Below are 15943 nucleotides of genomic sequence, written 5' to 3'. Positions count from 1 at the left end.
CCTGGAGTAAAAAGCCGCTCGCTCGGCCTCCGGCCTCGCTCGCGGTTCTACTCTGTGTTGACTACCGCCACCACACAGCGCCGTGTACGACCGCGCTCTCGCGGACGTTCAGTCGAACCTCCTTCTCACGTTTCGACAATCACCGTCGCGACCTACGTCTTCCGGGCACGTCCGTTTGGACGAGGTGAGAGAGATGTCCACCATTCGGACCCGATTACTGACTCGCGAGTCGCTCGCCGCCCTGTTCAGAGACGTACGTAACGAAGCCGTCGCCGGGGCGCTTCTCTTCGCAGCCGGCACCGTCGCCCTCCTCGGCATCATCACGGCGGAGGTGCTGTACCCCGGATACAGCACGCTGATGGAGATCAGCGACCTCGGCGCGACCCGGCCGCCGAACAGCGTCATCGTCCAGCCGTCGGCGACGATATTCAACACGACGATGCTCCTGACCGGCGCCCTCGTCCTCGTCGCCGTCCCGTTCGTCTACCGAGCGTACGGCCGACGCGGACTCACCGCCGTCCTCGCGCTGTTCGGCGCCGGCGTCTTCGGCGTCGGCGTCTTCGACGGGAGCGAGGCCCCGTGGCACGGACTGTTCGCCCTGCTCACGTTCGTCTCCGGCGGCGTCTCGGCCCTCGTCGCGTCGCGAGCCGCCGACGCCCCGTTCCGATACCTCTCCGCCGTCCTCGGCGCCGTCGCCCTGACTGTCCTCGCGAGCGCTCTCCTCCTCGGCGAGTCGAACCCGCTCATGGTGCTCGGTCTCGGCGGCGTCGAGCGGTGGGTCGTCTACCCGGTTCTCATGTGGGTCGTCGGCTTCGGCGGCTACCTGATGGGTCGATCCGAGCGGCCGAGGCCGGCGACCTGATTCGCAGTCTCCGCTCCCTACCCTGCCGTCTATCGCTCCACCTCTACCGTCGCCTGCACGTCCCGCGAGGACCGGCCGACCTCGACCCTGTAGCTCCCCGGGTCGGTCGTCCACCCCTCCTCGGCGTCGTAGCGGGCGAACGCGTGTTCGTCGAGGTCGAGTTCGACGGTCTCCGTCGCGCCGGCGTCGACGGAAACCGCCGCGAAGCCGGCGAGTTCGCGGACCGGCCGGTCGACGCCGTCGACCTCGGGCGGGCGGACGTACGCCTGTACGACCTCCCGTCCCGGCCGCGCTGCGGTGTTCTCGACCGCGACGCGGACGCGATGCTTCCTCTCGTCAGCCACGACGTCGGCGTCCCCGTACTCGAACGCGGCGTACGACAGGCCGTGGCCGAACGGGAACGTCGGCTCGGCGCCCCGCGCGTCGAAGTGCCGGTAGCCGACGAACACGCCCTCCTCGTAGTGGGCCTCGTCGTCGACGCCGGGGTACTGACGCTCGTCGGTCGCGGGGTACTCGTCTTCGGGTGCGAACGTCGTCGGGAGTCGGCCGGCGGGGTCGCGGTCGCCGTAGAGCACCGAGGCGACGGCGTCGCCGTCGGCCTGCCCGGGGTACCACGCGGCGAGCACCGCCGCTACGTCGTCGAGCCACGGTATCTCGACCGGGCCGCCCGAGTTCACGACGACGACGGTTCGGCTGTTGGCCGCAGCGACGGCCTCGACCAGCGCGTCCTGCTCGTCGGGGAGCCGGAGGTCGTCCTTGTCCCGTCCCTCGGACGTGGCGTCGCGCACGACGACGACGGCCACGTCGGCCGCCTCGGCCGCGGCGACCGCGTCGTCGACCGTCGTGTCCTCGTCCTCCGGCCCCGTCCCGGCCTCCGTGTCCGACTCGTCGACCTCCTCGACGAACGCGAGGCGGTCGAACAGCGACTCGTCTTCGATTTCGGAGTGGCCCCGGACGACAGTCACCGTCCCCTCCGCGCGGGCTTCGACCCCTTCCCGCGGACTGACCGAATGAAACGGCGTCGTCTCCGAGGAGCCCCCGCCGCCGAGTTTCGGCTCGTGGACGTTCGGGCCGACGAGGGCGACCGACGCCTCGTCGTCGATGGGGAGGACGGGGTCGTCACGCGCAGCGTCGGCTCCGCCGTCGTCGCCCCCGCCGACCGACTCGTTCTTCAGCAGCACCGTCCCACGGGCGGCGATGCGCTCGGCGAGCTCCCGGTGTTCGGTCGTGTCGAGCGCCCCATCCGGCTGGTCCCCGTCGAGCAGCCCGATTCGGTGCATCTGCCCCAGGACGCGCCCGACCATGTCGTCGAGCCGCCTCTCGGGGACCTCACCCCGGTCGACGGCGTCGGCCAGGGGCTCGCCGAACATGTCGGCCTTCGTCGGGTCCGGGAGGCCGTCCAGGTCGCCGGCGCCGAAGTCGTCGCCGTCGACGTCCGCGTCCGTCTCCTCCGGGTCGAACGAGGCGACGCCCGGCATCTCCAGGTCGAGGCCGGCGTTCGCGGCGCCGACCGTCGTCTCGAGGCCGTACCAGTCGGAGACGACGTACCCCTCGAACCCCCACTCGTCTTTGAGCACGTCGCCGACGAGATACCCGTGGTCGCTCATGTGCGTGCCGTTCACCCGATTGTACGCCGTCATCACCGAGCCGACGCCGGCGTCGACCGCGGCGCGGAACGGCCGCAGATACAGCTCCCGGAGCGTCCGCTCGTCGACCTCGGCGCTCACGCCCGTCCGGTTTCGCTCCTGGTTGTTGGCGACGTAGTGTTTGACCGTCGCGACTACGTCCTCCGACTCGACTCCCTCGACGACGCCGGCGGTGAGACGGCTGGCGAGCTCGGGGTCCTCGGAGAAGTACTCGAAGTTGCGCCCGCAGTGGGGTACTCGAAGCAGGTTCGTGCCGGGCGCGAGCAGCGCGTCCTGTCCGTGCGCCCGCGCCTCCCGGGCCATCGCCGCACCCTGTTCGCGGGCGAGGTCCGGGTCGAACGTCGCCGCCAGCGCGAGCGAGGCCGGAAACGCGGTCGCCCGTCCACCGTCGTCCGCGCGAACGCCGAGCGGCCCGTCGACGAGACTGAACGGAGGAATTCCCAGTCGTTCGACGCCGGGGACGTACCCGGTCGCCACGCCGTCCGGGTCGACGGCCCCGCGGACGAGTCGACGCTTCTCCTCGCGTGTAAGTTCGGCGACCAGCTCGGCGACGCGCTCGTGCATGGTCACGGCCACGGCGGCGACCGTGTTAGTGGTTCGTCTAGCGGTCGTGTCGTCCGCCCGGGTCCCGACCGTCGCCGGCCACGACCTACATTTGCCCGCCGTGTGACCCTTCGAGTATATGGCACACGTCGCTGTTACCGGCGCCGCCGGAAACGTCGGTCGCGCGCTACTCGACGGGTTCGACGACCACGAGGTGGAGGCGTTCACACACAGCGAGCACGACGACGTCGACTCCACGCTGCTCGACGTCACCGACCCCGACGACGTGGCGGAGAAACTCGACGGGTTCGACGTCGTCGTCCACCTCGCGGGGGCCTCTTCGCCCTCGGCTGAGTGGGACGCCGTCGTCGACGTCAACGTCCACGGGACGAAACACGTCTTCGACGCGGCCGTCGAGAACGACATCGACCGCGTCGTCTTCGCCTCCTCGAACCACGCCGTCGGCACGTACAACATCGAGGACCCGGAGGACCCCGAGACCATGCGCACGGACGACTTCTCCGTCATCACGCCCGAGGACAAGGGCCGGCCCGACTCCTTCTACGGCATCAGCAAGGACGCCTGCGAGGGGGTCGCGAGCTACTACGCCGTCCGCCACGGCGTGGAGGCGGTGAACCTCCGCATCGGCTGGCTGATGGAGGCGGACGAGCTGCGCGAGGAGGCGGACGCCCCCGAGAGCGAGGCGCGCTTCGCCCGCGCCATGTGGCTCTCCCCGCGGGACTGTCGAGACGTGGTCGAGAAGGCTTCGACGGCGGAGCTCCCGGAGAACCCGGTCACCCTCCACGGCATCTCGCGCAACGCCGACCGGGTGATGTCGCTGTCGGAGACCCAGCAGGCGGTCGGCTACCGCCCGCGCGACGATTCGAGCGAGGTCGTCGGAGAGTAATCGACCTCGAACGCTCACGTTCGGGCGGCAGAATCGATTTGCCGAACTGCGAGCGGCAAGCTAGCGAGCCGGGGGACGTGTTGCCCACGGCAGTCCCCGATAGCTCGACTCGGGCGGCTCGCTGTCGTTCGCGAGGCGCTCCGCACCCTTCGTGACGTCGCCGGAGCCGTTGGCTCCGGCTGCTTGCCGGACCCAGTCCGGCAACGACGAGAGGGCCGTTGGCACCTCTCGAACCACGCGCTTCGCCGAGCCCCCGGCCCCGTCCGAATTCCCGCCCGGGGACGGCCAGCGGGCCGGTCGTCGGTCCGACTCCGACCGGTGAGGCGCCTACCCGACGGCGTCGACTCGGCCTCAGTCCAGCCGTTTCACCACTTCCGCCGGGTTCCCCTGCACGACGGCGTCGGCGGGCACGTCCTCGGTGACGACCGCGCCGGAGGCGACCATCGCGCGGTCGCCGACGGTCACGCCCGGGTTGAGTACGGCCCGGCCGCCGACCCACACGTCGTCGCCGACGGTCACCGGCTTCCCGTACTCCGGTCCTCTCGCGCGTTCCGCCGCGTCCAGCGGATGCGTAGCAGTGTACACGTGGACGCCGGGACCGAGCATGCAGCGGTCCCCGAACTCGATTCGGCAGACGTCGAGGAAGACGCAGTCGAAGTTCGCGAAGAAGCCGTCGCCGACGTGGAGGTTGTAGCCGTAGTCACACCGGAAGGCCGGCTCGACGAACGGCTCCGCACCGGTCGACCCGAACAGCGCCTCGACGAGGTCGGCTCGCTCGTCCAGTTCGTCCTCGGTCGTCGCGTTCAGGTCGCGGACGAGCCGCCGTGCCTCGCGGCGCTCGCCGACCAGTTGGGCGTCGCTCGGGTCGTACAGGTCGCCGGCGAGCATCTTCTCCTTCTCCGTTCGGTCGTCGGGGTCGGCGGGGTCGTCGCGCTTCTCGCTCTCGGTCCGGTCGTCGGTCACGCACCGGTCGACGCGTCCGGAGGTATTAAAACGTCGTCCCCTGTTACTCCTCGACCGCGTCGCTCCAGCCGTCCTCGTCGCGCTCGTCGCCCCACGAGGCGTCGTCGGCGGTGGACTCCGCCCACGCCTCGTCGGCGTCCTCGGAGAACCGCTCCTGGAGTTCGATGCCGATGGGTACCGACCCCTCGTGGCCGCGTCCCTCGGCGTGGGCGAGGTAAACGCAGGCGTCGAGGACGCCGACGTGGCTGAACGCCTGTGGGAAGTTCCCGAGGAACGTCCCGGTGTCGGCATCTATCTCCTCGGCGAACAGGTCGAGCGGTCCGGCGTGCTCGACCACCTCGGTGAACACCTCGCGTGCCTCCTCGACGCGTCCGGCGAGGGTGAGCGCCTGCACGAGCCAGAACGAACAGAAGAGGAAGGCGCCCTCCTCGCCGGGGAGGCCGTCGTCGCCGTCGTAGCGGTGGACGAACGGCCCCTCGGCGAGACGCTCCTGGACGGCGTCGATGGTGTTCAGCACGCGCTCGTCGTCGGCGGGGAGGAAGCCGACGAGCGGAATCAGGAGACCCGTGGCGTCCATCGCGTCCCCGTCGTAGGACTGGGTGAACGCGCCCACGTCCTCGTCGTAGCCGTTCTGCTCGACGTCCTCGCGAATCTCCTCGCGCACCTCGCGCCAGCGCTCGACGGGGCCGTTTCGGTCCCACTCGTCGACCATGGCGATGCCCCGGTCGAGCGCGACCCAGCACATCAGCTTCGAGTAGACGAAGTGGCGGTCCTCGCCGCGCACCTCCCAGATGCCCTTGTCGGGTTCGTCCCATATCTCGCAGACGTAGTCGACGATGGCGCGCACCGACTCCCAGTCCTGTCTCGTCAGCCCGCCGTCGGCCTCGAACGCCTTGTAGATGGCCAGCACGAACTCCCCGTAGATGTCGAGTTGACGCTGGTCGCTGGCGGCGTTGCCGACCCGCACGGGGGCCGAGTCGCGGTAGCCCGAGAGGTGGTCGAGTTCGCGCTCGCTGGTGTCGGTCTCGCCGTGGAGGCTGTACAGGGGCTGGATGTCCTCCGGGCGCTCCGACTGCGAGAGGCGGAGGAACCACTCGACGTGGTCCTGTGCCTCCTTGCGGTGACCGGCGTGGAGCAGGGAGAGCACGGTGAAGGCGCCGTCGCGCACCCAGTTGTATCGGTAGTCCCAGTTACGGACGCCACCCACCTCCTCGGGTAGCGACGTGGTCGGGGCGGCGCTGATGGAGCCGACGCGGTGGTGGATGAGCAGTTTGAGGGCCAGTTCGGAGCGGACGACGAGGTCGTGCCACGGCCCCTCTGCGACGCAGGGCTCGTTGCCGTCCTCCCCGCACGCGTGCGACCAGCCGTGCCAGTAGTCGACGGTCGCGTCGAGCGCGTCCTCGCAGGCGGCGGGGTCGAGGTCGACGTCGCCGTCCCACGAGAGCACGAACCAGCGCGTCTCGTCCTCCCGCATCGCCATCGTGGCCGTCGCCGACGCGCCGCCCGCGATGGGGTCGTCCGTGCCGTCGGCCGTCCCGCGTTCGAACGTCGCGTCGCCGACGAGGTGGACCGTCTCCTCCTCGGGGGCGTCGCCGCCGACGGTCTCGTCCCCGCCGCCGACCTCGCCGGTCGCGTCGAACCCGGCACCGTTCGGCTCGAGGCGCGTCTCCCCGCGGGCGTAGTCGAAGCGCGGGCGGAACTCGCAGGCGAGGTCCATCGCCCCCTCGACGCAGGTGACCTTCCGGTACAGCGCTCGCTCGGGGACGGCGGCGGGGTACTCGTTTTTCACCGGCATGAAGTCCGTGACGACCACGACGCCGCTCGTCGTCCGGAACCGCGTCTCCAGAACGTTCGTCTGGTCGACGTAGCGCTGCTCACTGTCGTAGTCGCCGACCGGCGAAATCTCGAAGGAGCCGCCGCGCTCGGCGTCGAGAATCGACGCGAAGAGGCTCGGCGACTCCAGATGCGGGACGGGGAGCCAGTCGACCGACCCCTCGTCGCTGACGAGCGCGCAGGTCTCCAAGTTCCCGACGAACCCGTAGCGCTCGATGGGTGTGTACGTCGTCATGCCGGCCGGCCTCGTCGCTCGGCGTCCGCGCGCCCACCAGACCCGTTCATACTCTCATGCCGACCGGCACCCGATTCAACGTTTCGGCGGGCCGCGTCGGCGACGACGACCGATTCGGTGTCCGTCGGCGACCGGCCGGATTCGCGGAACGAAACGATATGGCGCCACCGGCCGTACCTCCCGCATGGAGCGAAAGGAGGCGTTCGACGGACGGGTGGCGTGGTACGAGTGTCCCAACTGTGGGTTCCGGCCCGTCGCCCTCGACTCGCTACGGGCGTGTCCGCGGTGTGAGACGCCGGTCTGACCGGGGCGGCCGACGAGGCCGACCCGAGCGACCCGGCTCCGGACGCGAGAGCGGCCGACCTGCCGGCGTCGACGGCCTCGAGGGTGACCCATCGTCCGCCGGCACGACCGGTCGGTCGGGGCGACGGTCGTCCCCCCGCCAGTATTTTTCCGCCTGCCAGTGTAAGGAACTCCCATGCGCGCCGACTGGTACGAGGACGCGGTGGTCTACTCCGTCGACGTGGAGACGTTCTACGACGCCGACGGCGACGGCGTCGGCGACTTCCGCGGGCTCAGAGAGAAACTCCCCCACATCGACCGTCTGGGGGTCGACTGCATCTGGCTCCTCCCGTTCTACCCGACGCCCAACCGCGACAACGGGTACGACATCGAGGACTACTACGGCGTCGACGACCGACTCGGCGACCTGGGCGACTTCACCGAGTTCGTCGACGCCGCCGAGGAGCGCGGTATCCGCGTCATCGCTGACCTCGTGGTGAACCACACCTCCGACCAGCACCCGTGGTTCCAGCGCGCCCGCGAGGACCCCGACTCGAAGTACCGCGACTACTACGTCTGGACCGACGACCCCGAGAACGCCCCCGAGCGGACGCTCGTCTTCCCCGGCGAGGAGGAGGACGTGTGGCGCTACGACGAGGTCGCCGACGCGCACTACTACCACCGGTTCTACCACTTCCAGCCGGACCTCAACATCGCCAACCCTGCGGTGCGCGAGGAGATTTACAAGATACTGCGTTTCTGGATGAGCCTCGGCGTCTCCGGGTTCCGCGTCGACGCCGCGACGCTGATGATAGAGCCGAAAGGCGAGGGGGACCTCGTCATCGAGAACCCACACCAGGTGTTCAAGCGCATGAAGCGCACCGTCCGGTCGGCCCGCGCCGACGGCATCCTCCTCGCGGAAGCCGACGACGAACCCGCGAAGCTCGGGGAGTACTTCGGGGAGGGCGGCGACGAGATGGACCTGATGCTCAACTTCGTCCTCAACGCCCACGTCACCCACGCGCTCGCCACCGGGAGCGCCGAGCCCATCGTCGAGGGGCTCGAACGCCTCCCCGACCCCGGCGACCGCGGGCGGTTCGCCAACTTCCTGCGCAACTTCGACGAACTCAACCTCGGCCGGCTGGACGAGGCAGACCAGGAGGTCACCTACGAGGCGTTCGCCCCCGAGGAGCACATGCGCATCTACGACCGCGGCATCCGCCGGCGCCTCGGGGCGATGCTCGAGGGCGACCGCGACCGCATCGCGATGGCCCACAGCCTCCTCTTCTCGCTTCCCGGGACGCCGGTCGTCGTCGCCGGCGACGAAATCGGCATGGGCGACGAGCTCTCGCTCCCGGGCCGCAACCCGGTGCGGACGCCCATCCACTGGGGCGACGCGCCGAACGCCGGCTTCTCCACCGCCGACGCCGACGCGCTCGTCCGGCCCGTCATCGACGAAGGGGCGTTCGGCTACGACCGAGTGAACGTCGACGCCCAGCGGGTCGACCCGGACTCGCTGCTCAACCGTATCGCCCGGCTCTCGCGCGCCCGCGACGAGCTACCGGCGCTCAAACAGGGGGTCCACGAGGTCCTCGACGTCGACGCCGGCGCGGGCGCCGACACCGACGCGGAGAACGTGTTCGCCCACCGCTACGACTGGGAGGACGACGGCGTCGTCTGCCTGCACAACCTCGGGACCGAGGCGACGACGGTCGACCTCCCGGGGGCGGGCGGGGTCCGCGTCGCCGGCCGCGCGAGCATCAAGGACGGGGACGTGACGCTCGACCGCTACGAGTACTGCTGGGTGCGGGAAGGGCGACCCTAACGCTCCTCGGACGGACCGGCGCCCACCGGTCCCCTCTCGCGTCTCCGGCGCCGGAAGACGACGACCGCGCCGACGAACAGCACCACGACGACGACGGCGACGTGCCACTCGTCGGCGACCCGCGGCGGAGCCGCGGCGGAGACCCCCAGCGAGACGGCCACGCCGACGGCGGCTGCGGAGCGTACGGGCCGGAGGTCCAGGTCGCCGTCGACGAGCAGGTCGTAGGCGAAGACACAGAGCAGGGCGACGAGCCCGATGGCGAACGCCGCCCGCTCGTCGGCCGAGGAGAGGAGGCCGTGGGGGACGCCGAAGACGCCCCGTGGCTGGAGAAGGGTGAGAGCGCTGACGACGGTGGAGGCGGCGAGGAACGGGTGAGACACGTCGATACCTCCTAGTCGCGTCCCGAGGGCGTGAGCGTTGCTCCACGGCGGAGGCCCGGTGTGGACGGCCGAGACGGGGACTGCGGCGGGAGAGGGTCGACCGTGTGAGGCGGCGACGCGACCGTTCCCCGACGCGCTACTCGCAGACCCGAATCAGGCGCCTTCGACCAGCCGCTTCAGCTGTTCGGGCGGGACAGCGCCGCGGGCGGCGTACCCCTCGTAGGCGAACGTCGGCACGCCCGTCACGCCCTGTCCGTGCGCCTCTTGGAACAGCGCGCGGAGGCGGTCGCGCCGTTCTTCGTCGTCGACGGCGTCCAGCACTTCGTCGGGGTCGAGACCGGCGTCCGCGGCGAGGTCGGCGAGCACCTCGTGGTCGCCGATGTCCCGGCCCTCGGTCCACAGCGCCTCGAAGACCGCCCAGTCGAAGTCGAGCCACGCGTCGGGGTGTTCCTCTTTGACGTAGTGGGAGGCGACCTGCGCGTCGAAGGAGTCCACGTCGGTGGCGATTTCGAGGGTCATCTCCACGTCGTACTGCTCCTGGAGGCGCCGGACGTTCTCCTTCGCCTGCGCGTAGTAGTCGTCGTCTTTCCCGTCGTCGACCGAGTGGTCGATTTCGCCGTCGGGGCCGCGTTTTTGCGCGCGGAGGTCGAACGGATGCCAGTCGATTTCCAACTCGTCCTCCCGCTGCTCCTGGTACTGCTGCAGGGAGTGCCGGCCGAGGTAGCAGAACGGACAGACGTAGTCCGAGAATACGGTGACGGTCTCCGCTTGCTGCTGGCTCATACTGGTCCGTTGTTCGTCGCCACGGGAAAAGAGGGCGATGCGGGCGTGGGTTGCCGGTGCACGAGCGCCGTTCTCCGCCTTCATCTGTCTTGGACCCGTGCCGACTGAGTCCCACGGAAGGGGCCCCACCCTGCCGGTGGGTCAGCTGAGCGTCGTTCGTTCTCTGCCCGGTCCGTCGCTCCGGGTCAGTCCGCCGTTCTCGCCTCGACCGCCGGCAGGTCGTAGGTCACGCCGGTCGCCTCCTCGGAGTACGCCCACAGTCGCCGGGCGTCGTCGCGGTCGTAGGACGCGACGCTGGAGCGCTGCCCGGCGGGCGGGCCGCGCATGTTCATGAACCCGCTCGGCCCGACGTAGTCGCCGCCGCGCACGTCCGGCGAGGTGGCGGCGTACAGCGTCGGCCACGCGCCCTGCGCGGCGCTCTGGGCGAACAGGCGGTTGCCGACCTCGGTGAGTCGTTCGCCTAGTTTCGAGCCGGCGAGTTCCGGACCGCGGCGCTGGAGGTTGGTGGCGGCCCACCCGGGGTGACAGCCGACGCTCTTCACCCGGTCGTGTCCCGCCGCGCGGAGTCGCCGGTCGAGTTCGTAGGCGAAGAGGAGGTTCGCGAGCTTCGACTGGGCGTACGCCTCCCACCGGCCGTAGTCGCGCTCGCCGTGCAGGTCGTCGAAGTTCATCTCGCCGCGCTCGTGGACGCCGCTACTGACGGTGACGACGCGGGCCTCCCCGTCGCGCTCGGCGGTGTCGACGACGCGGTCGAGCAGGTGGCCCGTGAGCGCGAAGTGACCGAGGTGGTTGACGCCGAACTGCGTCTCGAACCCGTCCGCGGTCTCGCTCCGGGGGATGGCCATCACGCCGGCGTTGTTGACGAGGACGTGCAGGTCGTCGTACTCGGCCTCGAAGTCGGCGGCGAACGCGGCGACCGAGTCGAGGTCGGCGAGGTCGAGTTCGCGCACGTCGAGGTCGGCGTCGGGGGCGTCGCGGCGGATGTCGCGGGCGGCCGCCGCGCCCTTCTCGGTGTCGCGACAGGCGAGGACGACCCGGGCGCCGGCGCGGGCGAACTCCCGGACGGCCTCGCGGCCGATGCCGCTGTTCGCGCCGGTGACGACGACGGTTCGGTCGGTGAGGTCGGACATTCGGTCGGGGGTCCAGTCGTGACTCATGGTGTCGGTACGGGGTACGTCGTCGTCGGGCAAAGGAAGCGTGCCGTACTGGTCAGGTGTTGCGACGAGTCACTCGTCCGGCGGGCGGTTCCGCCGGTAGCGACCCGAGCGCTCCTCCAGTTTCCGCTCGAACCACTGCCACTCGCCGGTGAACTGGCCGATTTCCTTGAGGTCCCACACGTCGGCGTCGGTGACGATGGTCCCCAGCCGGTAGGACTGGACGAAGTTCAGCAGCCAGAGGGCGGCGCTGAGACCGATGATGAACGCGCCCACCGAGGAGAGCTGCTGAAGCGCGGTGAACCAGAAGTCCGGCTGGTAGGTGGCGTACCGCCGGGGCATCCCCATCTGGCCGACCAGCATCATCGGCATGAACGTGACGAACACGCCGACGATGGCGAGGTACGCCTGGACGCGGGCGAGCGTCTGGTTGTACATCCGACCCGTGAGGATGGGGAACCAGTAGTACGACGCCGCGAACATCGAGAACGCGATGACCCCCATGACGATGAAGTGGAAGTGTCCGACGACGTAGTAGGTGTCGTGGAGCACGAGGTCCACCGGAATCGACGCGAGGAAGATACCGGTGATGCCGCCGATGATGAACAGGCCGATGCCGCCACAGCAGAATATCATCGGCGCCGTCACCCGAATCTGGCCGTTCCACAGCGTGGCTATCCAGTTGAACGTCTTCACCGCGGAGGGGATGGCGATGGCGATGGTGACGGCCATGAACGAGGCGCGCAGGCGCGGGTCGATACCCGACGCGAACATGTGGTGGGCCCAGACGCCGAATGAGAGCACGCCGATGGCGAGCGTCGAGTAGACGATGAACCTGAACCCGAACAGCGAGCGGCGGGCGAACTTCGGGAGGATGAGGCTCACCAGCCCGAACGCCGGCAAGACGAGGATGTACACCTCCGGGTGGCCGAAGAACCAGAACAGATGTTGCCAGAGAATGGCACCGCCGTCCTGGAACGCGAAGAAGGTCGTCCCGAAGTTGCGGTCGAGCACGAGCATCAGCAGGGCCGACCCGAGGACGGGGAACGCGAACAGCACGATGCCGCTCGTCGTCAGGAGCGTCCACGAGAAGATGTCGAGGTTCGACCAGCCGACCTCCTCGCTGCGCTCGGTGACGATGGTGACGATGAAGTTGATGGCGCCCATCACGGTCGCGAGCCCCGAGAGGTGCAGCCCCAGTAACATCACGTCCACCTGCGGGTTCACCATCGTCGTCGACAGCGGCGTGTAGAGGGTCCAGCCGGTCCAGGGCGGTTCGAGCGCGAAGAGGAACCCGACCTGCAGGCCGAAGATGCGGAGCATCTTCCCGAGCACCTCGGTGACGAGGCCGGCGCGGACCATCACCAGCGACGGCGGGAGCAGCCAGAACGCGATGGCGTTGATGCGGGGGAACGACATGTCGTCGGCGCCGATCATGAGCGGGAGGAAGTAGTTCCCGACCCCGAAGAACACGGGCGTCACGAAGAAGAACAGCATCGTGAGCCCGTGAGTGGTGAACAGGGCGTTGTAGGTCTGGGGCTCCCACACCGTCGCACCCGGCGTCAGCAGTTCGGTGCGAATCATCATCGCGTCGGTGCCGCCCCACAGCGCGGCGACGACGCCGAAGACGATGTACATGATGCCGATGTCCTTGTGGTCCACCGTGGTGACCCACCGGAACAGCCCGAGCGGCTTCTCGGTCGGGAGCGAGTAGCCGGGGAGGTACCCGCCGTCGGTCGAGAGGGTCTCGGGCGGCCAGCCCCGCCGATACAGGCCGACGAGGGCGAGCACGAGGAATCCGGCGAGGACGAGGAGGAGTCCGGAGACCGCTACCACACGCACACCTCCGCAGACGGTCGCGACAGCCGACAACTGGTCATTAGCCGTGCTTAGGAGCGAGCCCGGAAATAGCTAACCGCCACAGCTTCAAAACCGCAAGAACCCGGCGGGGATGGCCGTAATCGTGCGCCGTCTCGCCCGACCACCCCGATGCGGAACCTACCGCGAGGTCGCCACGCCCGGGCCGCCCTCGTAGGCGGGTCCCGACCGGGTGAGACGGGCGTACACCGCGCCCATCGTGAACCCGTAGATGGCGTGGGCGGCGAACGTGTACAGCGTGAACAGGATGACGATGGCACCCGTCACGCTCGTGAGGTTGATGGCGAGGAACGCCACCCAGAGGGGAATCGAGAAGGCGATACCGCGCCAGCCGGGGTCCGGGCCGCCGGGGAGGTAATCCTCGACGGCGACGAACACGGGCGGCCAGAGGAGCGCACCCGCGAGGAAGAAGAGGACGAACCCGAGAGCCGTGTCGCCGGGCATGCCGACGAACCGAGCGACCGCGTCGAAGATGCCGACCGCCGAGCGCGTCTCCGTGTCGAGCAACACCAGCAGGACCGACATGACGCTGATGCCCGCGACGCCGCCGGCGACGGCGCTGAGCCACCTGTTCATGCTCCCGGTTTCGGCCCTGTGGCGAATAAAGACACCGGCACCGGGTCCGGAGGACCGCCCTGCGACGAGACCCCCGACGCCCACCTCCGTGCGCCGAACCGGACCTATTCGGATAGGCGGTGCCGTTCGGCCGACCCCCCGTCTGCGAGACTGACAGCCACGGGCGGAGCCGTCACGAAGGTCCCCGACGTGGCCGGGAGCGACTGCCGTCCGAATTCTGTGTTTACGTGCACGACACGAATAGTAATCTTTTTGTATTAATCTATTCGATTCTCGCTAGAATATGGAGGAACAAACGGGCATCTCCCGGCGTACCACACTCAAGACGCTCGGCGCGGTCGGCGTCCTCGGCGCCGCCGGGATGTCGGGTACCGCGACGGCCGAGTCGGGGAGCCTCCTCGACGACGCCTTCGACCTCGCCACCTCGGCGCTCCAGGAGTCGCTCGTCGTCTTCGACTCGAACGACGACGTGGACCGGCTAGGGGAGCTCGACCTCGCGAACGGCTACCACGGGTTCGAGGTCCTCCCCGTGGGGTACACCGAGCTCTCCACGGACCAGCTGACGACCGTCGCCGACTGGGAGGAGGTGCGCTTCGTCCGCAAGAACGTCGAACTCGAGTACTACAACGACGACGCCGCGGACGTGACCGGCGCCGACCAGGTGCAGGCGAACGAGGGGTACACGGGCGAGAACGTCCACACCGCCGTCATCGACTCCGGCATCGACGGCGCTCACCCGGACCACCAGGAGAACCTCGTGCACAACTACCGCTGGGTGGGCAACCCGCTCGGCGAGCCGACGCTGTGGGTCGACGCCGGCCCGCTCGACACCGACGACAACGGTCACGGCACCCACTGTTCGGGCACCGTCGCCGGCGACGGGAGCGCGAGCGACGGGGAGTTCGAGGGGATGGCCCCCGACGCCGACCTCACCGTCTACTCCGCGGGACTCACCCTCCTCGTCGTGAAGCCGGTCGCGGCGTACGACCACCTGCTCGCCCGCGTCCGCGACGGCGAGACGGACGTGCAGGTCGTCTCGAACTCCTACGGCTCCTCGAACGGCGAGGATTTCAACCCGGACGGGCCGCTGAACGTCGCCACCTGGGAGGCGTTCGAGCGGGACCTCCTCTCGGTGTTCGCCGCCGGCAACTCCGGACCCGGGACGGGGACGCTGAACCAGTACGCCAAGGCCCCGAACGTGCTCGGGGTCGCCGCGACGAACGACGAGAAGGCCGTGACGGGGTTCTCCTCGCGCGGTCGACAGGACGCGAACTACGACCGCGCCGCCGCCCTGTCGAACCTCCGGAGCTACCGCGACACCGGCTCTGCGTCGGGGACGCTCGGAATCTACCGGCCCGGCGTCGGCGCGCCGGGCAACGCTATCGTGAGCACGATGAACCCGGCGGACCCGCTCGCGGCGTCGAGTTCCGACGACGGCCGGCTCTACTACGCCACCATCAGCGGGACCAGTATGGCCTGTCCGGCCGTCGCCGGCATCGCGACGCTCGCCTACGACGCCTACAATCGGAACAACTCGGGGACGCCGGCGCCCGAAGACGTCATCTACACCGTCGAGGCGGAGGCCGAGAAGGCCCTGTCGAGTTACACGCCGTACAACGTCGGTTCCGGCTTCGTGGACGCGACCTCGCTCGTGAGTCGGGCGGAGACCGGCGACTGGGCGGCGTACTCCGAAGTCACGCTGCCTTGATTGCGGAGGATAGCTGATTTCGGCGGGTTCGTCTTCTCCTTCGCGCTCGCTCGGGTTTCCATCGGTGACTGCCTTCGAAAGCCCCGGCCCCTTTTGGAGCCTCTACCGCTCCGCCACAGCCTCCTCAGCCGATTCGCTCGCCACTCGCATCGACGAGCACGACCGAAACGTCAGACGCGTGGAAAGATACAAGCGCCACCTCCCCGATTACCGGCCGTCGCGTCGTCCGGAGGGGGTAGGGGCTTCTGCGGGCGGCTCGCGACACCACCGGTAGAACGTCGAGAGGCGGGCGAAACGACGGCGGTCGCCGACCGTACGAACCGCGAGACAGGACGAACCCGCAGTACTTTAGCCGCCGACGCTCCCAG

General features: G+C 69.3%; 12 protein-coding genes. 4 read left to right on the top strand and 8 right to left on the bottom strand.

The window, feature by feature from the left end; all coding sequences use genetic code 11:
* The first annotated feature begins 193 nt into the window (after nt 1-193).
* Nucleotides 194-862 carry a DUF998 domain-containing protein gene (locus N5095_RS16055; RefSeq protein ID WP_267624047.1) on the top strand — a complete coding sequence of 223 codons (669 nt, stop codon included), beginning with the start codon at nt 194-196 and terminating at the stop codon, nt 860-862.
* A gap of 29 nt (nt 863-891) precedes the next feature.
* On the opposite strand, the gene N5095_RS16050 is transcribed toward N5095_RS16055, so the two are convergent.
* Entirely contained in the window at nt 892-3072 is a 2181-nt protein-coding gene (locus N5095_RS16050) for a beta-glucosidase (protein ID WP_267624045.1), read from the bottom strand.
* Between the two features lie 118 nt (nt 3073-3190).
* Between N5095_RS16050 and N5095_RS16045 the strand changes: the two genes are divergently transcribed.
* The gene (locus N5095_RS16045; RefSeq protein WP_267624044.1) at nt 3191-3958 is read left to right on the top strand and encodes an NAD-dependent epimerase/dehydratase family protein; all 768 of its coding nucleotides are present in this window, start codon (nt 3191-3193) and stop codon (nt 3956-3958) included.
* Between the two features lie 351 nt (nt 3959-4309).
* Here N5095_RS16045 and N5095_RS16040 read toward each other — a convergent pair whose 3' ends face one another.
* Both N5095_RS16040 and N5095_RS16035 read right to left on the bottom strand, forming a co-directional pair.
* Nucleotides 4310-4846 carry a sugar O-acetyltransferase gene (locus N5095_RS16040; RefSeq protein WP_267624498.1) on the bottom strand — a complete coding sequence of 179 codons (537 nt, stop codon included), beginning with the start codon at nt 4844-4846 and terminating at the stop codon, nt 4310-4312.
* Between the two features lie 118 nt (nt 4847-4964).
* Nucleotides 4965-6989 (bottom strand): glycoside hydrolase family 15 protein, encoded by a 2025-nt coding sequence (locus N5095_RS16035; protein WP_267624042.1) that lies wholly within the window; start codon nt 6987-6989, stop codon nt 4965-4967.
* Between the two features lie 478 nt (nt 6990-7467).
* On the opposite strand from N5095_RS16035, the gene N5095_RS16030 reads away from it, so the two are divergent.
* Complete coding sequence (locus tag N5095_RS16030; RefSeq protein WP_267624041.1) at nt 7468-9096, top strand: alpha-amylase family protein; 1629 nt, start codon at nt 7468-7470, stop codon at nt 9094-9096.
* Here N5095_RS16030 and N5095_RS16025 read toward each other — a convergent pair.
* The 5 genes from N5095_RS16025 to N5095_RS16005 form a co-directional block, all read right to left on the bottom strand.
* A complete protein-coding gene (locus N5095_RS16025; RefSeq protein ID WP_267624039.1) occupies nt 9093-9476 on the bottom strand; it encodes a hypothetical protein in 384 nt (127 codons plus the stop codon). The two genes, N5095_RS16030 and N5095_RS16025, sit on opposite strands and share 4 nt — an antisense overlap.
* A 153-nt stretch (nt 9477-9629) precedes the next feature.
* Nucleotides 9630-10259, bottom strand: a complete 630-nt coding sequence (locus N5095_RS16020; protein WP_267624038.1) for a DsbA family oxidoreductase — start codon at nt 10257-10259, stop codon at nt 9630-9632.
* Nucleotides 10260-10444: 185 nt separating this feature from the next.
* Entirely contained in the window at nt 10445-11416 is a 972-nt protein-coding gene (locus tag N5095_RS16015; RefSeq protein ID WP_267624037.1) for an oxidoreductase, read from the bottom strand.
* 69 nt (nt 11417-11485) lie between these two features.
* Nucleotides 11486-13255, bottom strand: coding sequence for a cbb3-type cytochrome c oxidase subunit I (locus N5095_RS16010; RefSeq protein ID WP_390203342.1), 1770 nt, complete (start codon nt 13253-13255; stop codon nt 11486-11488).
* Between the two features lie 156 nt (nt 13256-13411).
* Nucleotides 13412-13867: a DUF6789 family protein gene (locus N5095_RS16005; protein ID WP_267624033.1), complete on the bottom strand. Its 456-nt coding sequence runs from the start codon at nt 13865-13867 to the stop codon at nt 13412-13414.
* Nucleotides 13868-14150: 283 nt separating this feature from the next.
* Between N5095_RS16005 and N5095_RS16000 the strand changes: the two genes are divergently transcribed.
* Nucleotides 14151-15575, top strand: coding sequence for a S8 family serine peptidase (locus tag N5095_RS16000; RefSeq protein WP_267624031.1), 1425 nt, complete (start codon nt 14151-14153; stop codon nt 15573-15575).
* Nucleotides 15576-15943 lie beyond the last annotated feature (368 nt).

Source organism: Halobium salinum, assembly GCF_026586625.1.
Taxonomy (GTDB): domain Archaea; phylum Halobacteriota; class Halobacteria; order Halobacteriales; family Haloferacaceae; genus Halobium; species Halobium salinum.
This window is presented reverse-complemented; position numbering and strand designations above follow the sequence as displayed.